General features: G+C 69.9%; 13 protein-coding genes. 11 read left to right on the top strand and 2 right to left on the bottom strand.

Features of this window, described 5'->3' with window-relative positions:
• Positions 1–155: 155 nt before the first annotated feature.
• From MBA17_RS22815 to MBA17_RS22765, 11 genes are all read left to right on the top strand, one after another.
• A complete protein-coding gene (locus MBA17_RS22815) occupies positions 156–2,942 on the top strand; it encodes a helix-turn-helix transcriptional regulator (RefSeq protein ID WP_238498579.1) in 2,787 nt (928 codons plus the stop codon).
• Between the two features lie 236 nt (positions 2,943–3,178).
• Entirely contained in the window at positions 3,179–3,367 is a 189-nt protein-coding gene (locus MBA17_RS22810; protein WP_238498578.1) for an acyl-CoA carboxylase epsilon subunit, read from the top strand.
• Between the two features lie 124 nt (positions 3,368–3,491).
• Positions 3,492–4,433 (top strand): hypothetical protein, encoded by a 942-nt coding sequence (locus MBA17_RS22805; protein WP_238498577.1) that lies wholly within the window; start codon positions 3,492–3,494, stop codon positions 4,431–4,433.
• Positions 4,434–4,464: 31 nt separating this feature from the next.
• Complete coding sequence (locus MBA17_RS22800; protein WP_238498576.1) at positions 4,465–5,454, top strand: DUF1702 family protein; 990 nt, start codon at positions 4,465–4,467, stop codon at positions 5,452–5,454.
• Between the two features lie 117 nt (positions 5,455–5,571).
• A complete protein-coding gene (locus MBA17_RS22795) occupies positions 5,572–6,576 on the top strand; it encodes a DUF1702 family protein (RefSeq protein WP_455432820.1) in 1,005 nt (334 codons plus the stop codon).
• A 56-nt stretch (positions 6,577–6,632) separates the two neighbouring features.
• Positions 6,633–8,525 carry a CRTAC1 family protein gene (locus tag MBA17_RS22790; protein ID WP_238498575.1) on the top strand — a complete coding sequence of 631 codons (1,893 nt, stop codon included), beginning with the start codon at positions 6,633–6,635 and terminating at the stop codon, positions 8,523–8,525.
• A gap of 4 nt (positions 8,526–8,529) precedes the next feature.
• Complete coding sequence (locus tag MBA17_RS22785; protein WP_238498574.1) at positions 8,530–9,501, top strand: enediyne biosynthesis protein; 972 nt, start codon at positions 8,530–8,532, stop codon at positions 9,499–9,501.
• A complete protein-coding gene (locus MBA17_RS22780) occupies positions 9,498–15,275 on the top strand; it encodes a type I polyketide synthase (protein WP_238498573.1) in 5,778 nt (1,925 codons plus the stop codon). The genes MBA17_RS22785 and MBA17_RS22780 overlap by 4 nt, the downstream gene beginning before the upstream one ends.
• 2 nt (positions 15,276–15,277) lie before the next feature.
• Complete coding sequence (locus tag MBA17_RS22775) at positions 15,278–15,706, top strand: acyl-CoA thioesterase (protein WP_238498572.1); 429 nt, start codon at positions 15,278–15,280, stop codon at positions 15,704–15,706.
• 54 nt (positions 15,707–15,760) lie between these two features.
• The gene (locus MBA17_RS22770; protein WP_238498571.1) at positions 15,761–16,267 is read left to right on the top strand and encodes a flavin reductase family protein; all 507 of its coding nucleotides are present in this window, start codon (positions 15,761–15,763) and stop codon (positions 16,265–16,267) included.
• A complete protein-coding gene (locus MBA17_RS22765) occupies positions 16,264–17,640 on the top strand; it encodes a cytochrome P450 (RefSeq protein WP_238498570.1) in 1,377 nt (458 codons plus the stop codon). The genes MBA17_RS22770 and MBA17_RS22765 overlap by 4 nt, the downstream gene beginning before the upstream one ends.
• 59 nt (positions 17,641–17,699) lie before the next feature.
• On the opposite strand, the gene MBA17_RS22760 is transcribed toward MBA17_RS22765, so the two are convergent.
• Together MBA17_RS22760 and MBA17_RS22755 are read right to left on the bottom strand one after the other, a co-directional pair.
• Positions 17,700–18,410 (bottom strand): helix-turn-helix domain-containing protein, encoded by a 711-nt coding sequence (locus MBA17_RS22760; RefSeq protein ID WP_238498569.1) that lies wholly within the window; start codon positions 18,408–18,410, stop codon positions 17,700–17,702.
• A 365-nt stretch (positions 18,411–18,775) separates the two neighbouring features.
• Positions 18,776–19,627 (bottom strand): metallophosphoesterase family protein, encoded by an 852-nt coding sequence (locus MBA17_RS22755; RefSeq protein WP_238498568.1) that lies wholly within the window; start codon positions 19,625–19,627, stop codon positions 18,776–18,778.
• Between the last annotated feature and the right edge of the window lie 80 nt (positions 19,628–19,707).

Raw genomic sequence — 19,707 nt, 5'->3', positions numbered from 1 at the left:
ACGGATGCCCTCACGGCCTAGCGTTGTACTTGAAGCGCGCTGGACACCAGAGGTGAGGATCGGGAGACAGCCTTCGGCGCCTGATCGGCCCGCCGTACGACGTCTGGCCGGGTCGTCCCGCGCTGATGCCGAAGGTATGACGGCGGGAGACGGTCATGGGCCTGATCGAGCGAGAGGAGGAGTTCGCCTCACTTGAGGCGCTCCTCACCAACGCGGTCATGAACCGGGGCAGGATCGCCCTGGTCAGCGGGGCCGTGGCGACCGGGAAGAGCAGCCTGCTCCGCGCGATCGCGGAGCACGCGATCGAGCTGGGCGCGCTCGCCGTCACGGCGACCGGGTCGTACATGGAGCGCGACCTGCCGCTGGGCGTGTTACGCCAGCTCATCGAGGACGCGCCGCTGGTCCCGGCCGAGCGCGACCGGGCGATGGGGCTCCTGGAGGAGGGCGCGCTCGCCGCGTCGGCGGCGGGCACGGACGCCGAGCACCGCATCGACGCCCAGGTCGTGCACACCCTCTGCACCGTCTTGCTGGATCTCTCCGAGCGCTATCCGCTGGTGATAGTCGTCGATGACGTGCACCACGCCGACCGCGCCTCCCTGCTCTGCCTGGCCTACCTGGCGCGGCGGGTCAGGAGCGCCAGAATCCTGGCGGTGTTCGCCCAGAGCGACCGGGTCCGCTACACGCACACGTACTTCCAGACCGACCTGCTGCGTCAGCCGAACTGCCGCCGCCTGCGCCTCGCACCGCTCTCGCGGGCCGGGGTGACCGCCCTGGTGGCCGCGAGGGTCGGGGTGGAGCCGGCCGAGCGGTTCGCCGGCCAGTGGTACGCGCTCAGCGGTGGCAACCCGCTGCTCGCCGGCGCGCTCGCCGACGACTACACGGAGTTCGTGCGCACCGCGGGCGAGCCGTCCGCCATGGTCGTCGTCGGCGACCACTTCGCCCAGGCCGTGCTCTCCTGCCTGCAGAGCGGCCAGCCCCGGACCATGCGGGTGGCGCGCGGCCTCGCCGTACTGGGGGAGCCCGACGGTCTGGACCGGCTTCTCGACCTGCCCGCGATGGAGGTCAGCAGGGAGCTGTTCTCCCTCAGCGCCTCAGGGCTGCTCAAGGAGGGCACGTTCCGGCACGAGGCGGTCAAGGACGCCGTGCTCGCCGGGGTGGAGTCCCGGGAGCTGATGGAGCTGCACCGCCGTGCGGCGGAGCTGGCCCACGACATGGGCACCTCGCCGTGCGTGGTCGCCGACCACCTGCTCCAGGCGGGCAAGGTGGAGGCCGCCTGGGTGGTGCCGACGCTGGAGGAGGCCGCGCGGAGCGCGCTGCGTGACGGGCTGGTCGAGTCCGCGGTCGCCTATCTGCGGCTGGCCTGGCGCGAGTGCGCCGACGAGGCCCACCGGTCCAAGCTCATGACGATGCTCGTGCGGGCGGAATGGCGGATCAATCCCGCCGCGCCGGAGGGCCACCTCTCGGAGCTGGCCGAGGCCATGAATCGGGGCAGCCTGCGCGGCAGCGACGCCGTGGTGCTGGCCCGCGCCCTGCTGTGGCACGGCCGTTTCGACGACGCGGGCGACGTGCTGGAACAGCTCAACGCGTCCGCCGACCCCGCCGACCACGAGACGGTGGCCGAGCTGGTCGTCGCCCAGCTCTGGTTGCGGGCCACCTGCCCGCCCCTGCTCACCCACCTGCGGCACACCCCGGGGGAGAGGCGGCTGGCGAACATGGTCTCCGTCGCCGTCAGCCAGCGGCTGGAGTCGACGCTCGCGCTGGCGGAGGTCCTCACCCGGGGGCCGCGCGAGGCGAGCATGGTCACCGTCGAGGGCATCCTGGAGGAGTCGCGCCTCGACGAGATGACCATGGACACCGTCGAGAACTCCCTGCTCGCGCTCACCTACGCGGGGCGCTGCGACCAGGTGGCCCCCCGGTGCGACATGTTCAGCGTCGAGGCGTCGTCGCGCAGGGCGCCGAGCAGGCAGGCCAGGCTCGCGGCCATCAGGGCCGAGGTCGCGATCCGCCAGGGCGACATGCCGGCGGCCGAGCACCACGCGCGCCTCGCGCTCGACTCCATCCCGATGAACGCGTGGGGCGTGGCCATCGGCTGGCCGCTGGGCAGCCTGATCCTCGCGCTGACCGCGATGGGCAAGTACGACGCGGTGCGCGAGCACCTCGGCAGGCCGGTGCCCGAGGCCATGTTCCAGACCAGGTACGGCCTGCACTACCTGCACGCGCGCGGCAGGCACAGCATGGCGACGGACTACCACGCGCTCGCGTTGCGCGACTTCCAGCGCTGCGGCGAACTGATGCTCGCGTGGAACCTCGACACGCCCGGCCTGATCGCCTGGCGGAACGAGGCGGGCGAGGCGTGCCTGCGGATGGGGCAGACGGAGGAGGCGGAGCAGCTCATCCAGGCGCAGCTCAACGCCTGCGGCCCCGAGGCTCGCAGGGCGAAGGGCGTCGCGCTGCGGCTGCTCGCCGCCACCACCGAACCCGCCCGCCGTCCCGCCCTGCTCCGCCAGGCGACGGAGTACCTCCAGATGGCCGGCGACAAGTACGAGCTGGCCAAGGCGCTGCTCGACCTCGTCGAGGTCTACGACGACCTCGGCGAGTACCGCCGCGCGAGGACGATCGCGGCCCGGGCGCAGGCCCTGGCCAGGGAGTGCAGAGCGGTCCCCATCCTCAGGACGCTGAACACCGCGGAACACGCGGGGGTCGCGACCGCCGCGTCGTCGACGCCGCCGCCGCGCGAGCTGATCAGCGCGCTGAGCGAGGCGGAGCGCAAGGTCGCGGCGCTGGCCGCGGCGGGATACAGCAACCGCGAGATCGCCGGCAAGCTGTTCATCACGATCAGCACCGTCGAGCAGCACCTGACCCGCACCTACCGGAAGCTGAGCATCGGCCGGCGGGACGACCTGCCGCTGGTGCTGGAGTTCGGCGACCAGGCCGCGATCTGACCCACGATCCAGACCTGCTTCTGAGAGCTGAGCGGTCTGAGAGCTGAGCGGTCTGAGAGCTGAGCGGTCTGAGGGCTGGGGGCCTGAGCGGTCTGGAGCCGAGCAGTCTGGGAGGGCTGGGCGGTCTGGGGGCTGAGCAGTCTGAGGGCTGAGCCGTCTGGGGATCGGCCGGAATTGGTCGGATGAGCGCAGCCAGGGAGTTGCGGGCGCTCCGACAGTGCTGTGACCGTCGTGGCATGGAGCGTATCGAGTCACTGACCGTCTTACGGGGGAACCCGACCTCCGAGGAGGTCGCGGCGGTCATCGCGGCGGTGAACGCGCTGGCCGAGGCCGCTGAGGAACGGGGGAACGCCTGGTCGGAGCGGTCCCTGGCGATTCGGGGACCGCTCCGGGGCGAGTGGAGGCTGAGCGCGTGGGGCCCCTGAGCCCGTATACCGGCGGAGTGCGCTGTTCGTGCTCGTTTGGTTAATCCCGCATTCTGCAAAAAGCGGGCATCTGCCGCCGAGCGCATCCTGAACTGGATTACTCGCCGTAATTCTGGAGGTCAGGTTGAGCAGCGACTTGCTGGCAAGTGACGATGCGACGACGGCTCTGCCCCGGCGGCGCGGTCTGATCATCCTGCTCAGCAGCCTGGCCGGTTTCCTGCTGACGGTGGTGTGGTCGGCGGAGTTCGTCGACAGCACGATCGGCGGAAGCATCCTGGACACGGTGCTGGGCGACAACGCGGCCGAACGGCCGATCGCCGGAGTGGTGGCCGGCGTCACGTTCGCCTTCGTGAGCGGCCTGGCGGGCACCTTCACGGCCTGCAACATCGCCGCCTTCGGCGCGGTCGCACCGCTGATCGGCGCCTCGGGCGGCCGGTTACGCCGGTTGACGCGGACGCTCAAACCGCTCGGGTGGCTGTCGGTCGGCATGATCGTGGTCTCGGCGGTGTACGGCGCGCTGGTCGGGGCCGTCGGCACGTCGATGCCGCAGTTCTCGACGGCGCAGAACGTCGCCGGCGTGCTGTCGCCGCGAAGCATCCAGTCGATGGTGGTCTTCGGTTTCGTCGGGCTGGCGATGCTCTATCTGGGTCTGGCGGCGCTCGGCGTGGTGCCCGACCCGTTCACGCGGATCGAACGGCGCTTCCCCAACGCGCGGATGGTCTTCATGGGCGCGCTGATCGGCGGTTTCCTGATCGGCCGGCCGTTCCCGCTGTTCAGGCAGATGTTCCGGGACGCGGCGGAGAGCGGCAATCCCTTGTACGGCGCGGCCGCCTTCGTCCTTCAGTCGGTCGGGAACATCGTCATCATGGCCGTGCTGTTCCTGATCCTGGCCACGTTCGGCGGCGGGCGACTGCGGAACTGGCTGGCCGCGAAGCCGGGGCGGGCGGTCGCCCTGACAGCGATCGCGTTGATCGTCGCGGGCGTGTTCACCTTCCTTTACTGGGACGTCCGGATACTCGCACGCCGAGAGATCATCCCCTGGTATCCGACGGCGCCGTGGTCTTGACCTTGACTTTGTCGTTGATGAGGAGAGCGCTATGTCGACGTTGATCGGTTCAATTCGCAGGCTCGTGCTGGCGCCCTCACTCGCGGAGGTGACCTTCGGCGCGCGGGGGTTCCCCGTCACGCCCACGCCCGCCACACGGCGCATGGAGGCGATTCCGCAGTCGGTCGTGTGCGGCTTCGAGTGGGGGATCGACACGCGTGACCAGTGGGAGATCGAGCGCAGGCTGAGCATGGTCGACGAGGCGTTGCGCGGATTCGCCTACGAGGGCGCGACCATGGCCTTCACGGTGCTCGACGCGATGGCCGGCGGGCGCGGGCGCCGTACCCGTGACCTGCTGCTCGGGCCTGGGCAGCCGCACATCTTCCTCGCCTACATCGGCATCGGGTTCGCCATGGCCAGGCTGCCGAGGGTGTTGTGGAAGAAGGTGCTCCCCGACCTGGACGGCACGCCGTACCACCCGACGATGAGCTGGCTCGCGGTCGACGGATACGGCTTCGACCTGGCCTACTTCCACACCGCGAAGTACGTCACCCAGCAGGTGGTGCCGCCGGCGTATCCGTGGCAGGGCTCGGCCGACTACTTCCCCCGCGCCGTCGACCAGGGCATCGGCCGGGCGCTGTGGTTCATCAACGGCGGGCAGGTGCCGGACGTCGCCGAGGCGGTGCGGCGGTTCGCCCCCCATCGGCACGCCGACCTGTGGAGCGGTGTCGGCCTGGCCGCCACGTTCGCCGGCGGCAGCGAGACGCCGGGCGCGCTGCGGGACGAGGCGGGGGAGCACCGGCCCCACCTGGCCCAGGGCGCGGTGTTCGCCATCAAGGCCAGGCACTACTCGGGGCACGTGCCGCCGCACAGCGAGGACACGGGGAGCGCGCTCACCGGCCTGTCGGTGGCTTCGATGGTCGAGGTCGCGGACGGCACCGCCGTCGAACCCGGTGGCACGGGTCCCGTACCCGGCTACGAATTGTGGCGGCAGCGCATTCAGCAACATTTCGCCATGGACGTGGAAAAGACCACCCGTTAATAACCGGCCGGGGCGACAGGTGATCTTCCGGCATGCCCGCGGAACGCCCGATTCGCTCAGCACATCGGAAGTTGCCCGGTTCTTCCGCAACATGTGTCAATGATATGAGATCCCAATTTGTCGAGGACCGGAGGGGTTGAATTGACCAGCGCTTTCAGGTCGTTAAGGCGCCGAGTAATGACTCCAAATATTATGGAGACAAAGCTGGCGACACGTGGCTTTCATGTAAAGAACGAAGCGGCAAAAGAATTGCTGGAAACGGTTGGCGAGTCATTTCTCGCCGGTTTCGCTTACGCCGCCGAGGCGCGTTCGGCGACTGAGGCGGAGGACCGTCTGGAACAGATTCCGGTCCGTTTCCGCGGTTTCGCCTACGAGGGTGCCGGCATGGCCTTCGCCATCCTGGACGCGATGTCGCCCGGCAGCGGACGCAGGATGAGCGAGTCGCTCGCCGGTCGTGGTGACGCGCACATTTACATGATCTACGTCGGGATCGGCTGGGGGATGGCGCGGCTGCCGCGGTTCCTGTGGCCGAAGAGCGACACGCTCGACCCGCTGCTGTTGTGGCTCGTGCACGACGGTTACGGGTTCCACCAGGCCTATTTCCACACGCAGAAGTATGTGCACGAGCAGTTCCAGGACCCCCGCTTCCCGTGGCCGGGAGGCGGCACGCACGCCTATTCCGCCCGGGCCATCGACCAGGGCATCGGCAGGGCTCTGTGGTTCGTCGGCGGGACCGACGTCGACCGGGTCACCTCGCTGATCGGGAAGTTCCCCGAGCGGCGCCGCGCCGATCTGTACGCGGGCGTCGGGCTGGCCGCCACCTACGCGGGCGGCGCCCCCGAGGACGAGTTGGTGGAGTTGCGCGAGCGGGCCGACGCGTACCGCCCGCAGCTCGCGCAGGGAAGCGCTTTCGCGGCCGAGGCCCGTGTCAGGGCCGGGCTGCTGGTTCCGCACAACGCGGTCGCGACTCGGGTCATCTGCGGCACGACGCCGGAAAAGGCGGCCGCGACATGTCAGGAGACCCGCCCAGCCGGGCCGGTGTCAGGCGAACTGCCCGCCTTCGAGCTGTGGCGGCAGCGAATCGCCGATGAGTTCGTCTTTCTCGGAGGTGTTACCCCATGACCACCGTAACCGGCTGGCTCCGAAAGCAATCGCCGGGAATCGTTGCGCTCGCACTGATGACCACCGCCTATTTCGTGGGAAATCCTGCTTTCCCGACGGCGCAGGCGAAGGCGGAAATCGGCCAGGCGTACGCGTTCACCCCGCTGAGCGTCGAGATCCCGAGCGGATACCAGGAACAGACGATCCGCAAGGTCAACAAGGACTACAAGGACATCGACGCCTGGATCTCTTCGGTCGGCGCCGCCATCGCCATGGCGGACGTCGACGGCGACTCGCTGTCCAACGACCTGTGCGTCGTGGACACCCGGATCGACCAGGTGGTGATCACACCCACGCCGGGCCCGGCGGGCGAGCGCTACCAGCCGTTCGCGCTGGGTTCCGGCTCGCTGCCCATGAACAAGGCCATCGCGCCCATGGGATGCGTCGCCGGCGACTTCAACGAGGACGGCAGGACCGACCTGCTGACGTACTACTGGGGGCGGACCCCGATCGTCCACCTGCAGCAGGCGGGCGCGACCGGCCTCTCGGCCCAGACGTTCAAGCCGGTCGAGCTGGTGCCCAACGCCGGCGGCGCCACCTACAAGGGCGAGCAGTGGAACTCCAACACCGCCACCGTCGCCGACTTCGACGGTGACGGGCACGACGACATCTTCATCGGCAACTACTTCCCGCACGGCCCCGTGCTCGACGACACGGTCAGCGGCGGCGTCGAGATGAACGACTCGCTGTCGATGGGGCTCAACGGCGGGCCCAACTACTTCTTCTGCTGGAAGGAAGCCACCGCCGACTCGGTGGGCTTCATGAAGGTGGACGACATCCTGCCGAAGGAAGTCTCCAAGGGCTGGGAGCTCGGCGCGACCACCGTCGACCTCGACGCCGACCAGCGGCCCGAGCTGTTCCTCAACAACGACTTCGGCCCGGACCGGCTGCTGCACAACACCTCGAAGCCCGGCAAGATCTCCTTCTCGGTGGTAGACGGCGTGGAGCGCGGGCCCTGGGTGCCGAAGTCGAAGTCGATCGGCCACGACTCGTTCAAGGGCATGGGCTCGGACGCGGGTGACTTCAACGGCGACGGACTCTACGACTTCTTCGTCAGCAACATCACCACGCCGTACGGCATCCAGGAGAGCAACCACCACTTCATCTCCACCGCGAAGAACGTCACCGACCTGCGGAACAAGCTCAACGAGGGTCTGGCCCCGTTCGACGACCGCAGCACCGATCTGGGCACCGCCTGGACGGGCTGGGCGTGGGACGTCAAGGCCGAGGACTTCAACAACAGCGGAGAGCTGGCCATCGCCCAGGCCAATGGTTTCGTCAAGGGCGACGTGAACAAGTGGCCGCAGCTCCAGGAGCTGGCGACCGCCAACGACCTCGTCACCAGGTTCGAGCAGTGGTGGCCGAACGTCACCGAGGGCGCCGACCTCGCGGGACACCAGCCGATCGCCTTCTTCGTCAAGGGCAAGGACGGCAAGTACGCGAACCTGTCGGAGACCCTCGGCCTCGACGTGCAGATCCCGACCCGCGGCATCGCCACCGGCGACGCCAACGGCGACGGTCTGGTCGACCTCGCGGTCGCCCGGCAGTTCGGCCCGCCGGCCTTCTACCAGAACCAGAGCCCCTCACCCGGCGCCTACCTCGGGCTCAGGCTGATCCACGAGGGTACGGCGAGCACCACCGGCCAGGCGGCCGGCTCCCCGGTGATCGGCGCACAGGCGAAGGTCACCACGGCCGACGGGCGCACGATCCTCGGGCGGGTCGACGGCGGCAGCGGCCACTCGGGCAAGCGCAGCCACGAGGTGCACCTCGGACTCGGCCAGAACGTGACCGGGCCGGTGAAGGTCCACCTGAGCTGGCGCGACCGCTCCGGCGTGCCGCACGAGCAGGACATCCAGCTCGCGCCCGGCAGGCACACCATCCAGCTCGGCACGCAGGCGAAGGAGAAGTGACGACATGGCCGAGAAAACGATCAGCCCTCCGCGGCACGACCCGAAGGTCGTCACTGCCCTTCGCAGGTTCGCCCTGTCGATCTCGATCTTCAACATCCTCGGATACACGCTCTTCGGCTTCGAGCAGGGCTACCTGTGGCCGTTCGTCGCGATGGCGACCGCCTACACCACCGAGATCGCGCTGGAGTACATCGCGGCCAGGAACGAGGGGCGCACCCCGAGGTTCCGCGGCAACGGCGTACGCGGCATGGTGGAGTTCCTCTACCCGGCGCACATCACCGCCATCGCGCTGAACATGCTGATCTACGTCAACGACCAGATCCTGGTCATGATGTTCGGCGTCATCGTCGCGGTCGGCACGAAGTGGGTGCTCAGGGCGCCGGTGCGGGGCAAGCTCCGGCACTTCATGAACCCCTCCAACTTCGGCATCGCGGTGATCCTGGTCCTGCTGCCCTGGGCCAGCATCGCGCCGCCGTACCACTTCAGTGAGAACGTCACCAACCCGGTCGACTGGCTGATCCCGGCCGTCATCCTGTTCTTCGGCACCATGCTCAACGCCAAGCTGACGAACCGGATGTGGCTGATCGGCTCCTGGGTGAGCGTGTTCGCCCTGCAGGCGATCGTACGTGGGCTGATCATCGACGACACCTCGATCGTCGGCGGCCTGAGCATGATGACCGGCATCGCGTTCATCCTCTTCACCAACTACATGATCACCGACCCGGGCACGAGCCCGTCGAAGCCGCTCTCCCAGGTCGCCTTCGGCGGCGGCGTGGCCCTGGTGTACGGCCTGCTCATGGGCATGAACATCCCCTACGGCATCTTCTTCGCCACCGCCATCGTCTGCCTGATCCGCGGCGGATTCCTGTGGGCGCTGCACATCTCCGTCAAGACCCGTGAGGCGGAGGCCGCCCAGGCCCGCGCCGCCGCGGTCGAGGCGCTCGCTCCGGTCGAGAAAGAGGTCGCGAAAGTATGACAAGGATCGCGATCGTCGGCATGGCGTGCCGTTACCCGGACGCCACCTCACCGCGCGAGCTGTGGGAGAACGCCATCGCCGGTCGCCGTGCCTTCCGCCGTCTGCCCGACGTGCGCATGCGGCTGGAAGACTACTGGGACCCCGATCCGGCGGCACCTGATCGCTTCTACTCGCGCACCGCCGCCGTCATCGAAGGCTACGAGTTCGACCGGGTGGCCCACCGGATCGCCGGCAGCACCTACCGTTCCACCGACCTCAGCCACTGGCTCGCGCTCGACATGGCGGGCCAGGCGCTGGCCGACGCCGGCTTCCCCCAGGCCGACGGGCTGCCGAGGGAGCGTACCGGCGTCGTCGTCGGCAACACCCTCACCGGCGAGTTCACCAGGGCCAACGTCCTGCGCCTGCGCTGGCCGTACGTCAAGCGCACGCTGGCGGCGGCGCTCAAGGCGCAGGGCTGGGAGGACGATCAGCTGGCGGAGTTCCTGACCGAGTACGAGGCCGCCTACAAGAGCCCGTTCCCCGGCATCGACGAGGACACCCTCGCCGGCGGGCTGGCCAACACGATCGCCGGGCGGATCTGCAACCACTACGACCTCAACGGCGGCGGGTACATCGTCGACGGAGCCTGCTCGTCGTCACTGCTTTCGGTGGTGACGGCGGGCAAGGCGCTCACCGACCGGGACATCGACGTCGCCATCGCCGGCGGCGTCGACCTGTCCATCGACCCGTTCGAACTGATCGGCTTCGCCAAGACGGGAGCGCTGGCCAAGAGCGACTTCCGGCTCTACGACCGGCACTCCAACGGGTTCTGGCCCGGCGAGGGCTGCGGCATGGTCGTGCTGATGCGGGAGGAGGACGCGGTCGCCGCCGGGCACCGCGTCTACGCCACCATCGCCGGCTGGGGGATCTCCTCCGACGGCAAGGGCGGCATGACCAGGCCGGAGGTCAGCGGATACCGGCTCGCCCTGCGGCGCGCCTACGAGCGGGCCGGGTTCGGGATCGAGACCGTGGCGATGTTCGAGGGCCACGGCACCGGCACCGCGCTCGGCGACGCGACCGAGCTGACGGCGCTGTCCGGCGAGAGGTCGGACGCCGACCCCTCGGCGGACGCGGCCGCCGTCGGCTCCATCAAGGGGATGATCGGGCACGCCAAGGCGGCGGCGGGCGTGGCCGGTCTGATCAAGGCGGCGCTGGCGGTGCACGAGCAGGTGCTGCCGCCGACGCTCGGCTGCTTCGACCCGCACGAGGTGCTCACCCAGCAGCCCGCGGCGCTGCGGGTGCTGCGCAAGGCCGAGCCGTGGCCGGGTGACGCACCGCTGCGCGCGGGCGTCACCGCCATGGGGTTCGGCGGCATCAACACCCACGTGGTGCTGGAGAACACCGCCCCGCGGCGTCGCCTGACGACGAGCCGTACCAGGGCGCTGGCGACCTCGCTGCAGGACGGCGAGCTGCTGCTCCTGGACGCCGGTTCGCCGCAGGCGTTGCGCGAGCAGGTCACCCGGGTACGCGACTTCGTGACACAGGTGTCGTACGCCCAGCTCGCGGACCTGGCCGCCACGCTCCAGCGGGAACTGCGCGACCTGCCGTACCGCGCGGCCGTCGTCGTCACCTCGCCGGAGGACGCGGAGCGGCAGCTCCAGCGGGTGCTGACGGCGCTGGAGTCGGGGGAGAGCAGGCTGTTCACCCCCGACCGCAGGGCCTTCCTCGGGCACGTCACCGGGCAGGGCAGAGTCGGTTACCTCTTCCCCGGCCAGGGGTCGGGGCGCGGCACCAGCGGCGGCGCGCTGAGCCGCCGCTTCGCCGACGTCGAGGAGGTCTACACCAGGGCGGCGCTGCCCTCGTCGGGCGACATGGTGGCGACCGCGGTGGCGCAGCCCCGCATCGTCACCGGTTCCATGGCGGGGCTGCGGGCGCTGGCGCTGCTCGGCATCGAGGCCGACCTCGCCGTCGGCCACAGCCTCGGCGAGCTGTCGGCGCTGCACTGGGCCGGTGTCATGGACGAGGAGGAACTGCTGCGGGTGGCGACCAAGCGCGGCAGGGCCATGACCGAGAACAGCGAGTCGGGCACCATGGCCGGGCTGCGGGCGACGCCGGACGCGGTGCTGGAGCTGATCGGCGAGCTGCCGGTGGTGATCGCCGGGTACAACGGCCCGAGTCAGACCGTCGTCGCGGGTCCGGTGGAGGCCGTCGAGGCCGCCGGACGGCTCGCCGCCGCCGCCGGGCTGACCTGGACCAGGCTGGCGGTCTCGCACGCCTTCCACTCACCGCTCGTGGAGCCCGCCGCACGGGCGCTCGCCGGTTATCTGGAGGGCGAGACGTTCGGGCGGGTGACACGCAGGGTCGTCTCCACGGTCAAGGGGGCGGTGCTGTCGCCGGACACCGACATCGCGGAGCTGCTGCGCGCGCAGATCGTCGATCCGGTGCGTTTCACCCAGGCGGTCGAGATCGCCGCCGCCGACCTCGATCTGCTGATCGAGGTCGGTCCCGGCCAGGTGCTGAGCGGGCTGGCGGCGGAGGTGACGGACGTCCCCGCGGTCGCGCTCGACACCGACGACGAGTCGCTGGCCGGGCTGCTGCGGGTGGCGGGCGCCGCCTACGTCACCGGGGTGCCCCTCGCGCACGACGAGCTGTTCCACGGCCGGTTGATCAGGCCGCTGGAGGTCGGCGCGGAGTTCAGCTTCTTCGCCAGCCCCGCCGAGCAGGCACCGCAGGTACGGGTGCCCGTCAGCGTGGCCCGGCGACCCGGATCGGTCAAGGAGGAGCGTCCCGAGCAGGCCGTCACCCAGGGACAGGACGGCGAGTCGACCGTCGACCTGCTGCGCCGCCTCGCGGCCGAGCGGGCCGAACTGCCGCTGGAGATGGTGACGGAGGAGAGCAGGCCGCTGGACGAGCTGCACCTCAGCTCGGTCACCGTCATGCACATCATCGACCAGGCCACTCAGCGGCTGGGCGTGCCCGCCGGTCAGGCCCCGACCAACCTGGCCACGGCGAACCTGCGTGAGCTGGGCGAGGCGCTGGACAGCCTGGCCACCGAGCCCAAGAACCAGACCCAGGGGGTGACCGGAGCCGCCGGGTGGGCGAGGCCGTTCGTCGTCGATCTCGACGAGGTGCCGCTGCCCGCACGGGGCGCTCCCGCCCAGGAGAGCGGGGCCTGGCAGGTTTACGCGCACCCGGACTCGCCGATCGCCGAGCCGCTGCGTGCGGCTCTGGAACGTGGAAAGGTCGGTTCAGGTGTCCTCGTGTGTCTACCGGCGGACTGCGCGCAGGAGCATCTGGAGTCGGCGCTGCTCGGCGCCCAGGCCGCCATGTCCGCGCCGAAGGGCACCAGATTCGTCCTGGTCCAGTACGGCAGAGGCGCCGCCGGTCTGGCCAAGACCCTCCACCTGGAGGCTCCCCACCTGCGCACTACCATCGTGCACGTACCACCGGCGCGGGAGGCGGTCGGCTGGGTAGCCGCCGAGGTGGCGGCCACCGACGACTACGCCGAGGTGCACTACGACTCGGCCGGCGTACGGCGGGTGCCCACCATGCGCGCCCTGCCGGTCAGTCCCGCCCGGCCTGACCTGCCGCTCGGCGCGGGCGACGTGCTGCTCGTCACCGGCGGCGGCAAGGGCATCACGGCCGAGTGCGCCATGGCGGTGGCCACCGACACCGGAGCCGGTCTGGCCGTGCTCGGCCGGTCCGATCCGGCCGACGACCAGGAGCTCGCCGGCAACCTGCGGCGGATGGCCGACGCCGGCATCCCCGTGCACTACGCGCGGGCCGACGTCACCGACCCGGTGAACGTGCGCGGCGCCGTCGCCGAGGCCGAGCGGGCGCTCGGGCCGGTGACGGCGGTGCTGCACGGCGCGGGGCGCAACGAGCCCGCGGGGCTGGCCACACTCGACATGGCCGCGTTCCGCAGCACCTTCGCCCCCAAGGTCGACGGCCTGCGCAACGTGCTCGACGCGCTGGACCCCGGCAGGCTCAAGCTGCTGGTGACCTTCGGCAGCATCATCGGCCGGGCCGGCCTGCACGGCGAGGCGCACTACGCGACCGCGAACGAGTGGCTGGCCGAGCTCACCCGTGAGACCGCCGAGCGGAACCCCGGCTGCCGGACCATCTGCATGGAGTGGTCCGTGTGGTCGGAGGTCGGCATGGGCGAGCGGCTGTCGGTCATCGACCGGCTGGTCAGCCAGGGCATCACACCCATCACCACTGAGGACGGCGTGCGGATCATGCGCCGTCTGGTCGCCGACCCCGACGCCCCGGCGGTCGTGGTGATCAGCGGGCGCACCGAGGGCATCGACACGGTCAGGTACGACCTGCCGCCGCTGCCCCTGCTGCGCTTCGTCGGCAAGCCGCTGATCCGCTACCACGGTGTGGAACTCGTCTCCGAGGTCGAGGTGAACGCCGGCACCGACCTCTACCTCGCCGACCACTTCCTCGACGGCAACCTGCTGTTCCCGGCGGTGTTCGGCATGGAGGCCATGGCCCAGGTGGCCTTCGCGGCCACCGGACGGGACACGGTGCCGGTCATCGAGCAGGCGGAGTTCCTGCGCCCGATCATCGTGCCGCCCGACGGCAGCACCACGCTCCGGATCGCCGTGGTCGTCACCGAGGACGACCTGCTGGAGGTGACCATCCGGAGCGCGGAGACCGGCTTCGACGTGGACCACTTCCGGGCCCGGCTGCTGCTCACCGGTCAGGAGGCCCCCGACGGGCCGCCCGGCCAGATCGCCGACGGGCTGCCTCCGGTCACGCTGGACCCGGCGACCGAGATGTACGGCGAGGTGCTGTTCCAGGGTGAGCGGTTCCAGCGGCTCCGCCGCTACCACCGGGCCGCGGCCCGGCACGTCGACGCGGACGTGGCCGCCGTGAAGGCCGGAGACTGGTTCGCCAGGTTCCTGCCGGGCGACCTGCTCCTCGGTGACCCGGGCATGCGCGACGCGCTGATGCACGGCAACCAGGTCTGCGTGCCGGACGCCACCCTGCTGCCCACCGCGATCGAGCGGGTGCACGCCGGGGGCGACGCACTCGCCGAGGCGGGGGAGCTGCGGTACTGCGCCACCGAGCGCAGCCGTGACGGCGACACCTACGTCTACGACATCGCCGTGCGCACGCCGTACGGGGAGGTCGTGGAGAGGTGGGACGGGCTGCGGTTGCAGGCCGTGCGGAAGAAGGACGGGCGTGGTCCGTGGGCGGCGCCGCTCCTCGGTTCCTACCTGGAGCGGACGGTGGAGGATCTGGTCGGCGGGCGGGTCGCGGTCGCGGTCGAGCCCCATCAGCCGGACGGGCCGCAGGACGACGAGGCACGCAGGGCCGTCGCGGAGGTGGGCGTGGGTCGGACCCTCGGCCGTCCGGTCGAGGTCGCCTACGATGCCTCGGGCGTCCCGCGGATCGACGGCGGGCCGGCGATCTCGGTCGCCCACGCGCCGGGCGTGACGTTGTGCGTCACGGCTCCCGGAACGGTGGGCTGCGCGGTCGAGTGCGTGCCTTCCAGGCCGGCTGCCGAGTGGCGGGGGCTGCTCGGCTCGCGCGCGGCGCTGGCCGAACTGGTCGCGGCCGAGACGGGTGAGGGCGCCGACGCCGCGAGCGCACGGGTCCTGGCCGCCGTCGATTGCCTGCGGCGGGCCGGCCTCCAGGAAGACGCCCCGCTCACCCCGGTCCCGGCCGGGCGCGACGCGTGGGCCGTCTTCGCCTCGGCGGACCTGCGGGTCGCGACGCTCGTCACGACCGTGCGGGGCGTCGCCGATCCCATCGTCGTCGCGGTTCTCACCGAAGGGCGGTCATAGCCATGAGCAAGTACTTCGAGTACCCCCACACGGTCGGATTCGAAGAGACCAACCTCGTCGGCAACGTCTACTACGTCAACTACCTGCGGTGGCAGGGCCGCTGCAGGGAGATGTTCCTGAAGGAGCGGGCGCCCGAGGTGCTCGCCGACCTCCGGGACGATCTCAAGCTCTTCACGCTCAAGGTGGACTGCGAGTTCTTCGCCGAGATAACGGCGTTCGACGACCTGTCCATCCGGATGCGTCTCAGCGAACTGACGCAGACCCAGGTCGAGTTCAGCTTCGACTACGTCCGGCTCGACCCGGACGGCAGCGAGACGCTCATCGCCCGCGGCAGGCAGCGAGTCGCCTGCATGCGCGGCCCGAACACCCGCACAGCACCCGCCAGGGTCCCCGAATCGCTGGTCAGGGCGCTCGAACCGTACGCGTCCTAGGCGCAGATCCAGGAGGTCAGCGTGCAACTCCACCTATCAACCGCATCTGTCGACATGACAGACACCAAGGCGCTACGGCATGCGTTCGGGACCTTTGCCACCGGCGTCACCGTGGTGACGACGGGCGGTCAAGTGCCGCACGCTATGACCGCCAACTCCTTCACCTCAGTCTCGCTGGACCCACCGCTCCTGCTGGTCTGCATCGGCAGGGGCGCGGTGATGCACCACTGCCTCAGCATGGCGGGTTCGTTCGGCGTGTCGGTGCTGGCGGCCCACCAGGAGGATGAGGCCCGGCACTTCGCCAACCGGTACCGGGCCCTGGGCGCGGCGCAGTTCGAGGAGGTCGACTGGGCGGAGGGCGAGGTCACGGGGGTGCCACTGATCGCCGGCGCCGTCGCCCAGTTCGAATGCCACGTGTGGCGCTGCTACGACGGCGGCGACCACACGATCTTCATCGGCAAAGTCGTCTCCGTGAACCAGCAGTCGGACAGCGACGGTCTGCTCGTCTACCGGGGCCAGTTCAAGGAGACCGGCGTCAAGTTGCGCGAGGTCACGGCATGAGCCTCACAGGAACCCGCGGACCGGCGCTAGCGCCCCCGTCCGCGATACCGCCCGGCCCGCCCCTGCGGGCGACGCCGGTGCTGTTCAAGCGGCTGGTGACGGACCGGATCGGCCTCCTCACCTCGGCCACCGCCAAGTACGGCGACGCGGTCCGGCTGGCGATCGGGCCGAAGACCATCTACCTGTTCAACCATCCCGACCACGCCAAGCACGTGCTGGCCGACAACAGCGCGGCCTACCACAAGGGGATCGGCCTCGCCCAGGCCCGGCGCGTCATCGGCGACGGGCTGCTGACCAGCGAGGGCGAGGTGTGGCGGCGGCAGCGGCGGATGATCCAGCCGATGTTCCAGAACAAGCGGATCGCCCAGCAGGACACCGTCATCGCCGAGGAGGCGGGGCGGCTGGTGGACCGGCTGCGGGGACACGTCGGCGGCGGGCCCGTCGACGTGGCGAGGGAGATGACCGGGCTGGCCCTCGGTGTGATCGGCCGGACCCTGCTCGACTCCGACCTGGGACCGTACGCCTCGATCGGGCACTCCTTCGAGGGCGTCCAGGACCAGGCGATGTTCGAGATGGTGACGCTGAGCATGGTCCCGCTGTGGCTGCCGCTGCCGCTGCACCTGAGGTTCCGGCGGTCCCGCAGGGAGCTGTACCGGGTCGTGGACCAGTTCGTGGCCGACCGTCTGGCCCGGCCGGGAGACGGCGAGGACCTGCTGTCCCGGCTGATCGTCTCCGCCCGGCAGGAGGAGGACCAGGTGGCCGCCCGGCAGCGGCTGCGCGAGGAACTCGTCACCATTCTGCTCGCCGGGCACGAGACGACGGCGAGCACGCTGTCGTGGGCCTTCCATCTCATCGACGGGCATCCGGAGGTGCGGGAACGGCTGCACGCGGAGGCCGTCGCCGTACTGGGCGACCGGCCGCCCGTCTACGAGGACCTGCACCGGCTCAAGTACACGGCCATGGTCCTGGAGGAGGTCATGCGCCTCTACCCGCCGGTGTGGGCGCTGACCAGGGTGGCCCAGCAGCGGGACAACGTCGGCGGCTACGACGTGCCGGCCGGTGCGGACGTGATGATCAGTCCCTACACGTTGCAGCGGCATCCGGACTTCTGGGACGCTCCCGACAGGTTCGACCCGGAGCGGTTCGACCCCGCCCGCCCGTCCAACCGGCCCAGGTACGCCTACATCCCGTTCGGCGCGGGCCCCCGGTTCTGCGTCGGCAACCACCTGGGGATGATGGAGGCCACCTTCGTCCTCGCCATGGTGGCCCGCGATCTGCGCCTGACCGGCCTGCCCGGCCGTACGGCGTTCCCCGAGGCGATGCTGTCGCTCCGGATCCGCGGCGGGCTGCCGATGACCGTGCACCCGGCCTGACCCTGCCACCAACGATCCGCGGGCGGTGATCTGATCACCGCCCGCGGATCGTTGTCTGCTCAGTGAGCGACCCCGGGCGCCAGCAGGTCGCGCAGTGCCAGCAGCACCGGAGGGTCGAACGGCCGCATCGGCTTGAGCTGGACGTTGGCGCGCTGCGGCCCGCCGTCCCGGCCGATGACGATCGGCCCGTGCCGGGCGATGCACAGCGCCTCGTCGTCGCCGGGCGGGTAGTGGATGGCATCCTCGCGGCCCGGAGCCATCGACTGCGCGATCAGGTGCCACCGGCCCTCGGGAACGTTCTCGATGACGTAGGGGCCGGGACGGCTGAGCACCGTGTAGCCGACTGGGCGGCCTTCGAGGATCTGGTCGGGGAACAGGCCGGCGAAGATCGGCTGATCTCCCAGTGGAGAGGTGATCTCTCCGTGCATGGACACCGCCGGGACGTCCGCAGGACGTTCTCGCACCGTGAGGATCTGCGTCGTGATGCTCATGTGCTGGCGGTACTTGCTGGGTGGCAGGCCAACGCTGTGCGCGAAGCGGGAGCTGAACGTCCCGACGCTGGAGTAGCCCACCTGGTGGCTGATGTTCGTGACGCTCAGCGAGGTCGAGGCGAGCAGTCTCTTGGCTTCGCGCAGCCGCACCGCCGAGAGATACCGCCCCGGAGACAGCCCGGTGACCCGCTGGAAGACGCGCGAGAAGTGGAACTTGCTGAACATCGCGGTGCGAGCCATGTCGTCGATGGTGATCTGCTCACCGAGATTTTCGTGCATACTGTCGATCACTCGTAGAACGGCTCGTTCAATTACGTCGTCCATTAGTCCTCCCGGGTTTTGGAGGAGCGTTTAAAGCAATCCTGAACAAATTTCACCGGGTTCCGGTTGAATTTCTCCTGGATTGCCATGTTCCTCGTTCACCCTGGTCGGCGCGCATTATCGATACTCGCGGTAATGCCTTTCGGTCGCCTACCTTTACACGCGGTCGACCGTGTCAAGTGCTGCACGGTTGGGCTGACTTTCTTGACTACCCCTTTGTGTGATTGACCGCTCACATGATGTGGTCGTATTGCTGGCAGTAAAATTAGAATGCGCCGGCCCGCGCGCATTCCGGGGAGCCGGTCGGCTCGGTGGGTGTGGCTCTACACGTCTCCCGCGGCGGGCAGGAGCTGCCTGAGCAGTGATCCCGTCCGGTGCTGACGGCGCCACTCGCGTGGGTAACCGAGGGACACCTCCTCGAACCGCACCCCGTCGTGCCAAGTGGTTCGGGGAATATGCAGATGGCCGTAGACGACCACGGCCGCCCGGTAACGCAGGTGCCAGTCCGCCGTGTGCTCCGTGCCGCACCATTGGGCGAACACCTGGTGACGCAGGATCCGGGTGGTCTCGCGCAGCAGCGGGAAGTGGTTGACCAGGACCGTCGGGATGTTCGGGTCACGGGCGTCCAGCCGGAGTTCCGTCTCACGTACCCGGGCCTCGCACCACGCCTCGCGGCTCGGGTAGGGCTGCGGGTGCAGCAGAAGCTCGTCCCTGCACACCACACCCTGGTCGTACGCCTGGTCGAGCGCCTCGGCCCGGGTGGTCCCCGGCGGCCTGAAGCTGTAGTCGTACAGGACGAACAGCGGGACGACGGTGACCGGTCCGCCGGGTCCCGTCCAGACGGGGTAGGGATCCTCGGGCGTCAGCACGCCGAGGCGGCGGCAGACCTGGATCAGCCGCTGGTAGCGTTCCTCGCCGCGGAGTTGGTCGGGGTCCTGCGGCGAGGTCCACAACTCGTGGTTGCCCGGTGCCCAGACCACCGTGGCGAAGCGTTCCTTGAGCAGGCCGAGCGCCCATTCGACGTCGGCGATCCGCTCACCCACATCCCCCGCCACCAGCAGCCAGTCGTCATCCGACTGGGGACGCAGGCTCTCGACCGCCGTTCGGTTCTCCGGGTACGCGACGTGGAGGTCGCTGATCGCCAGCAGTCTCCCCGTGGTGGTCTTCGAGCTCACTACGCGAGCGTACGTACGGGCTCTCGCCGGGGTAATCCAAGACGGCGTAATGAGGGGGCGGTACCCCCTTGATAAGGGCG

Source organism: Dolomitihabitans soli (assembly GCF_022213955.1).
Classification (GTDB): domain Bacteria; phylum Actinomycetota; class Actinomycetes; order Streptosporangiales; family Streptosporangiaceae; genus Streptosporangium_A; species Streptosporangium_A soli.
This window is presented reverse-complemented; position numbering and strand designations above follow the sequence as displayed.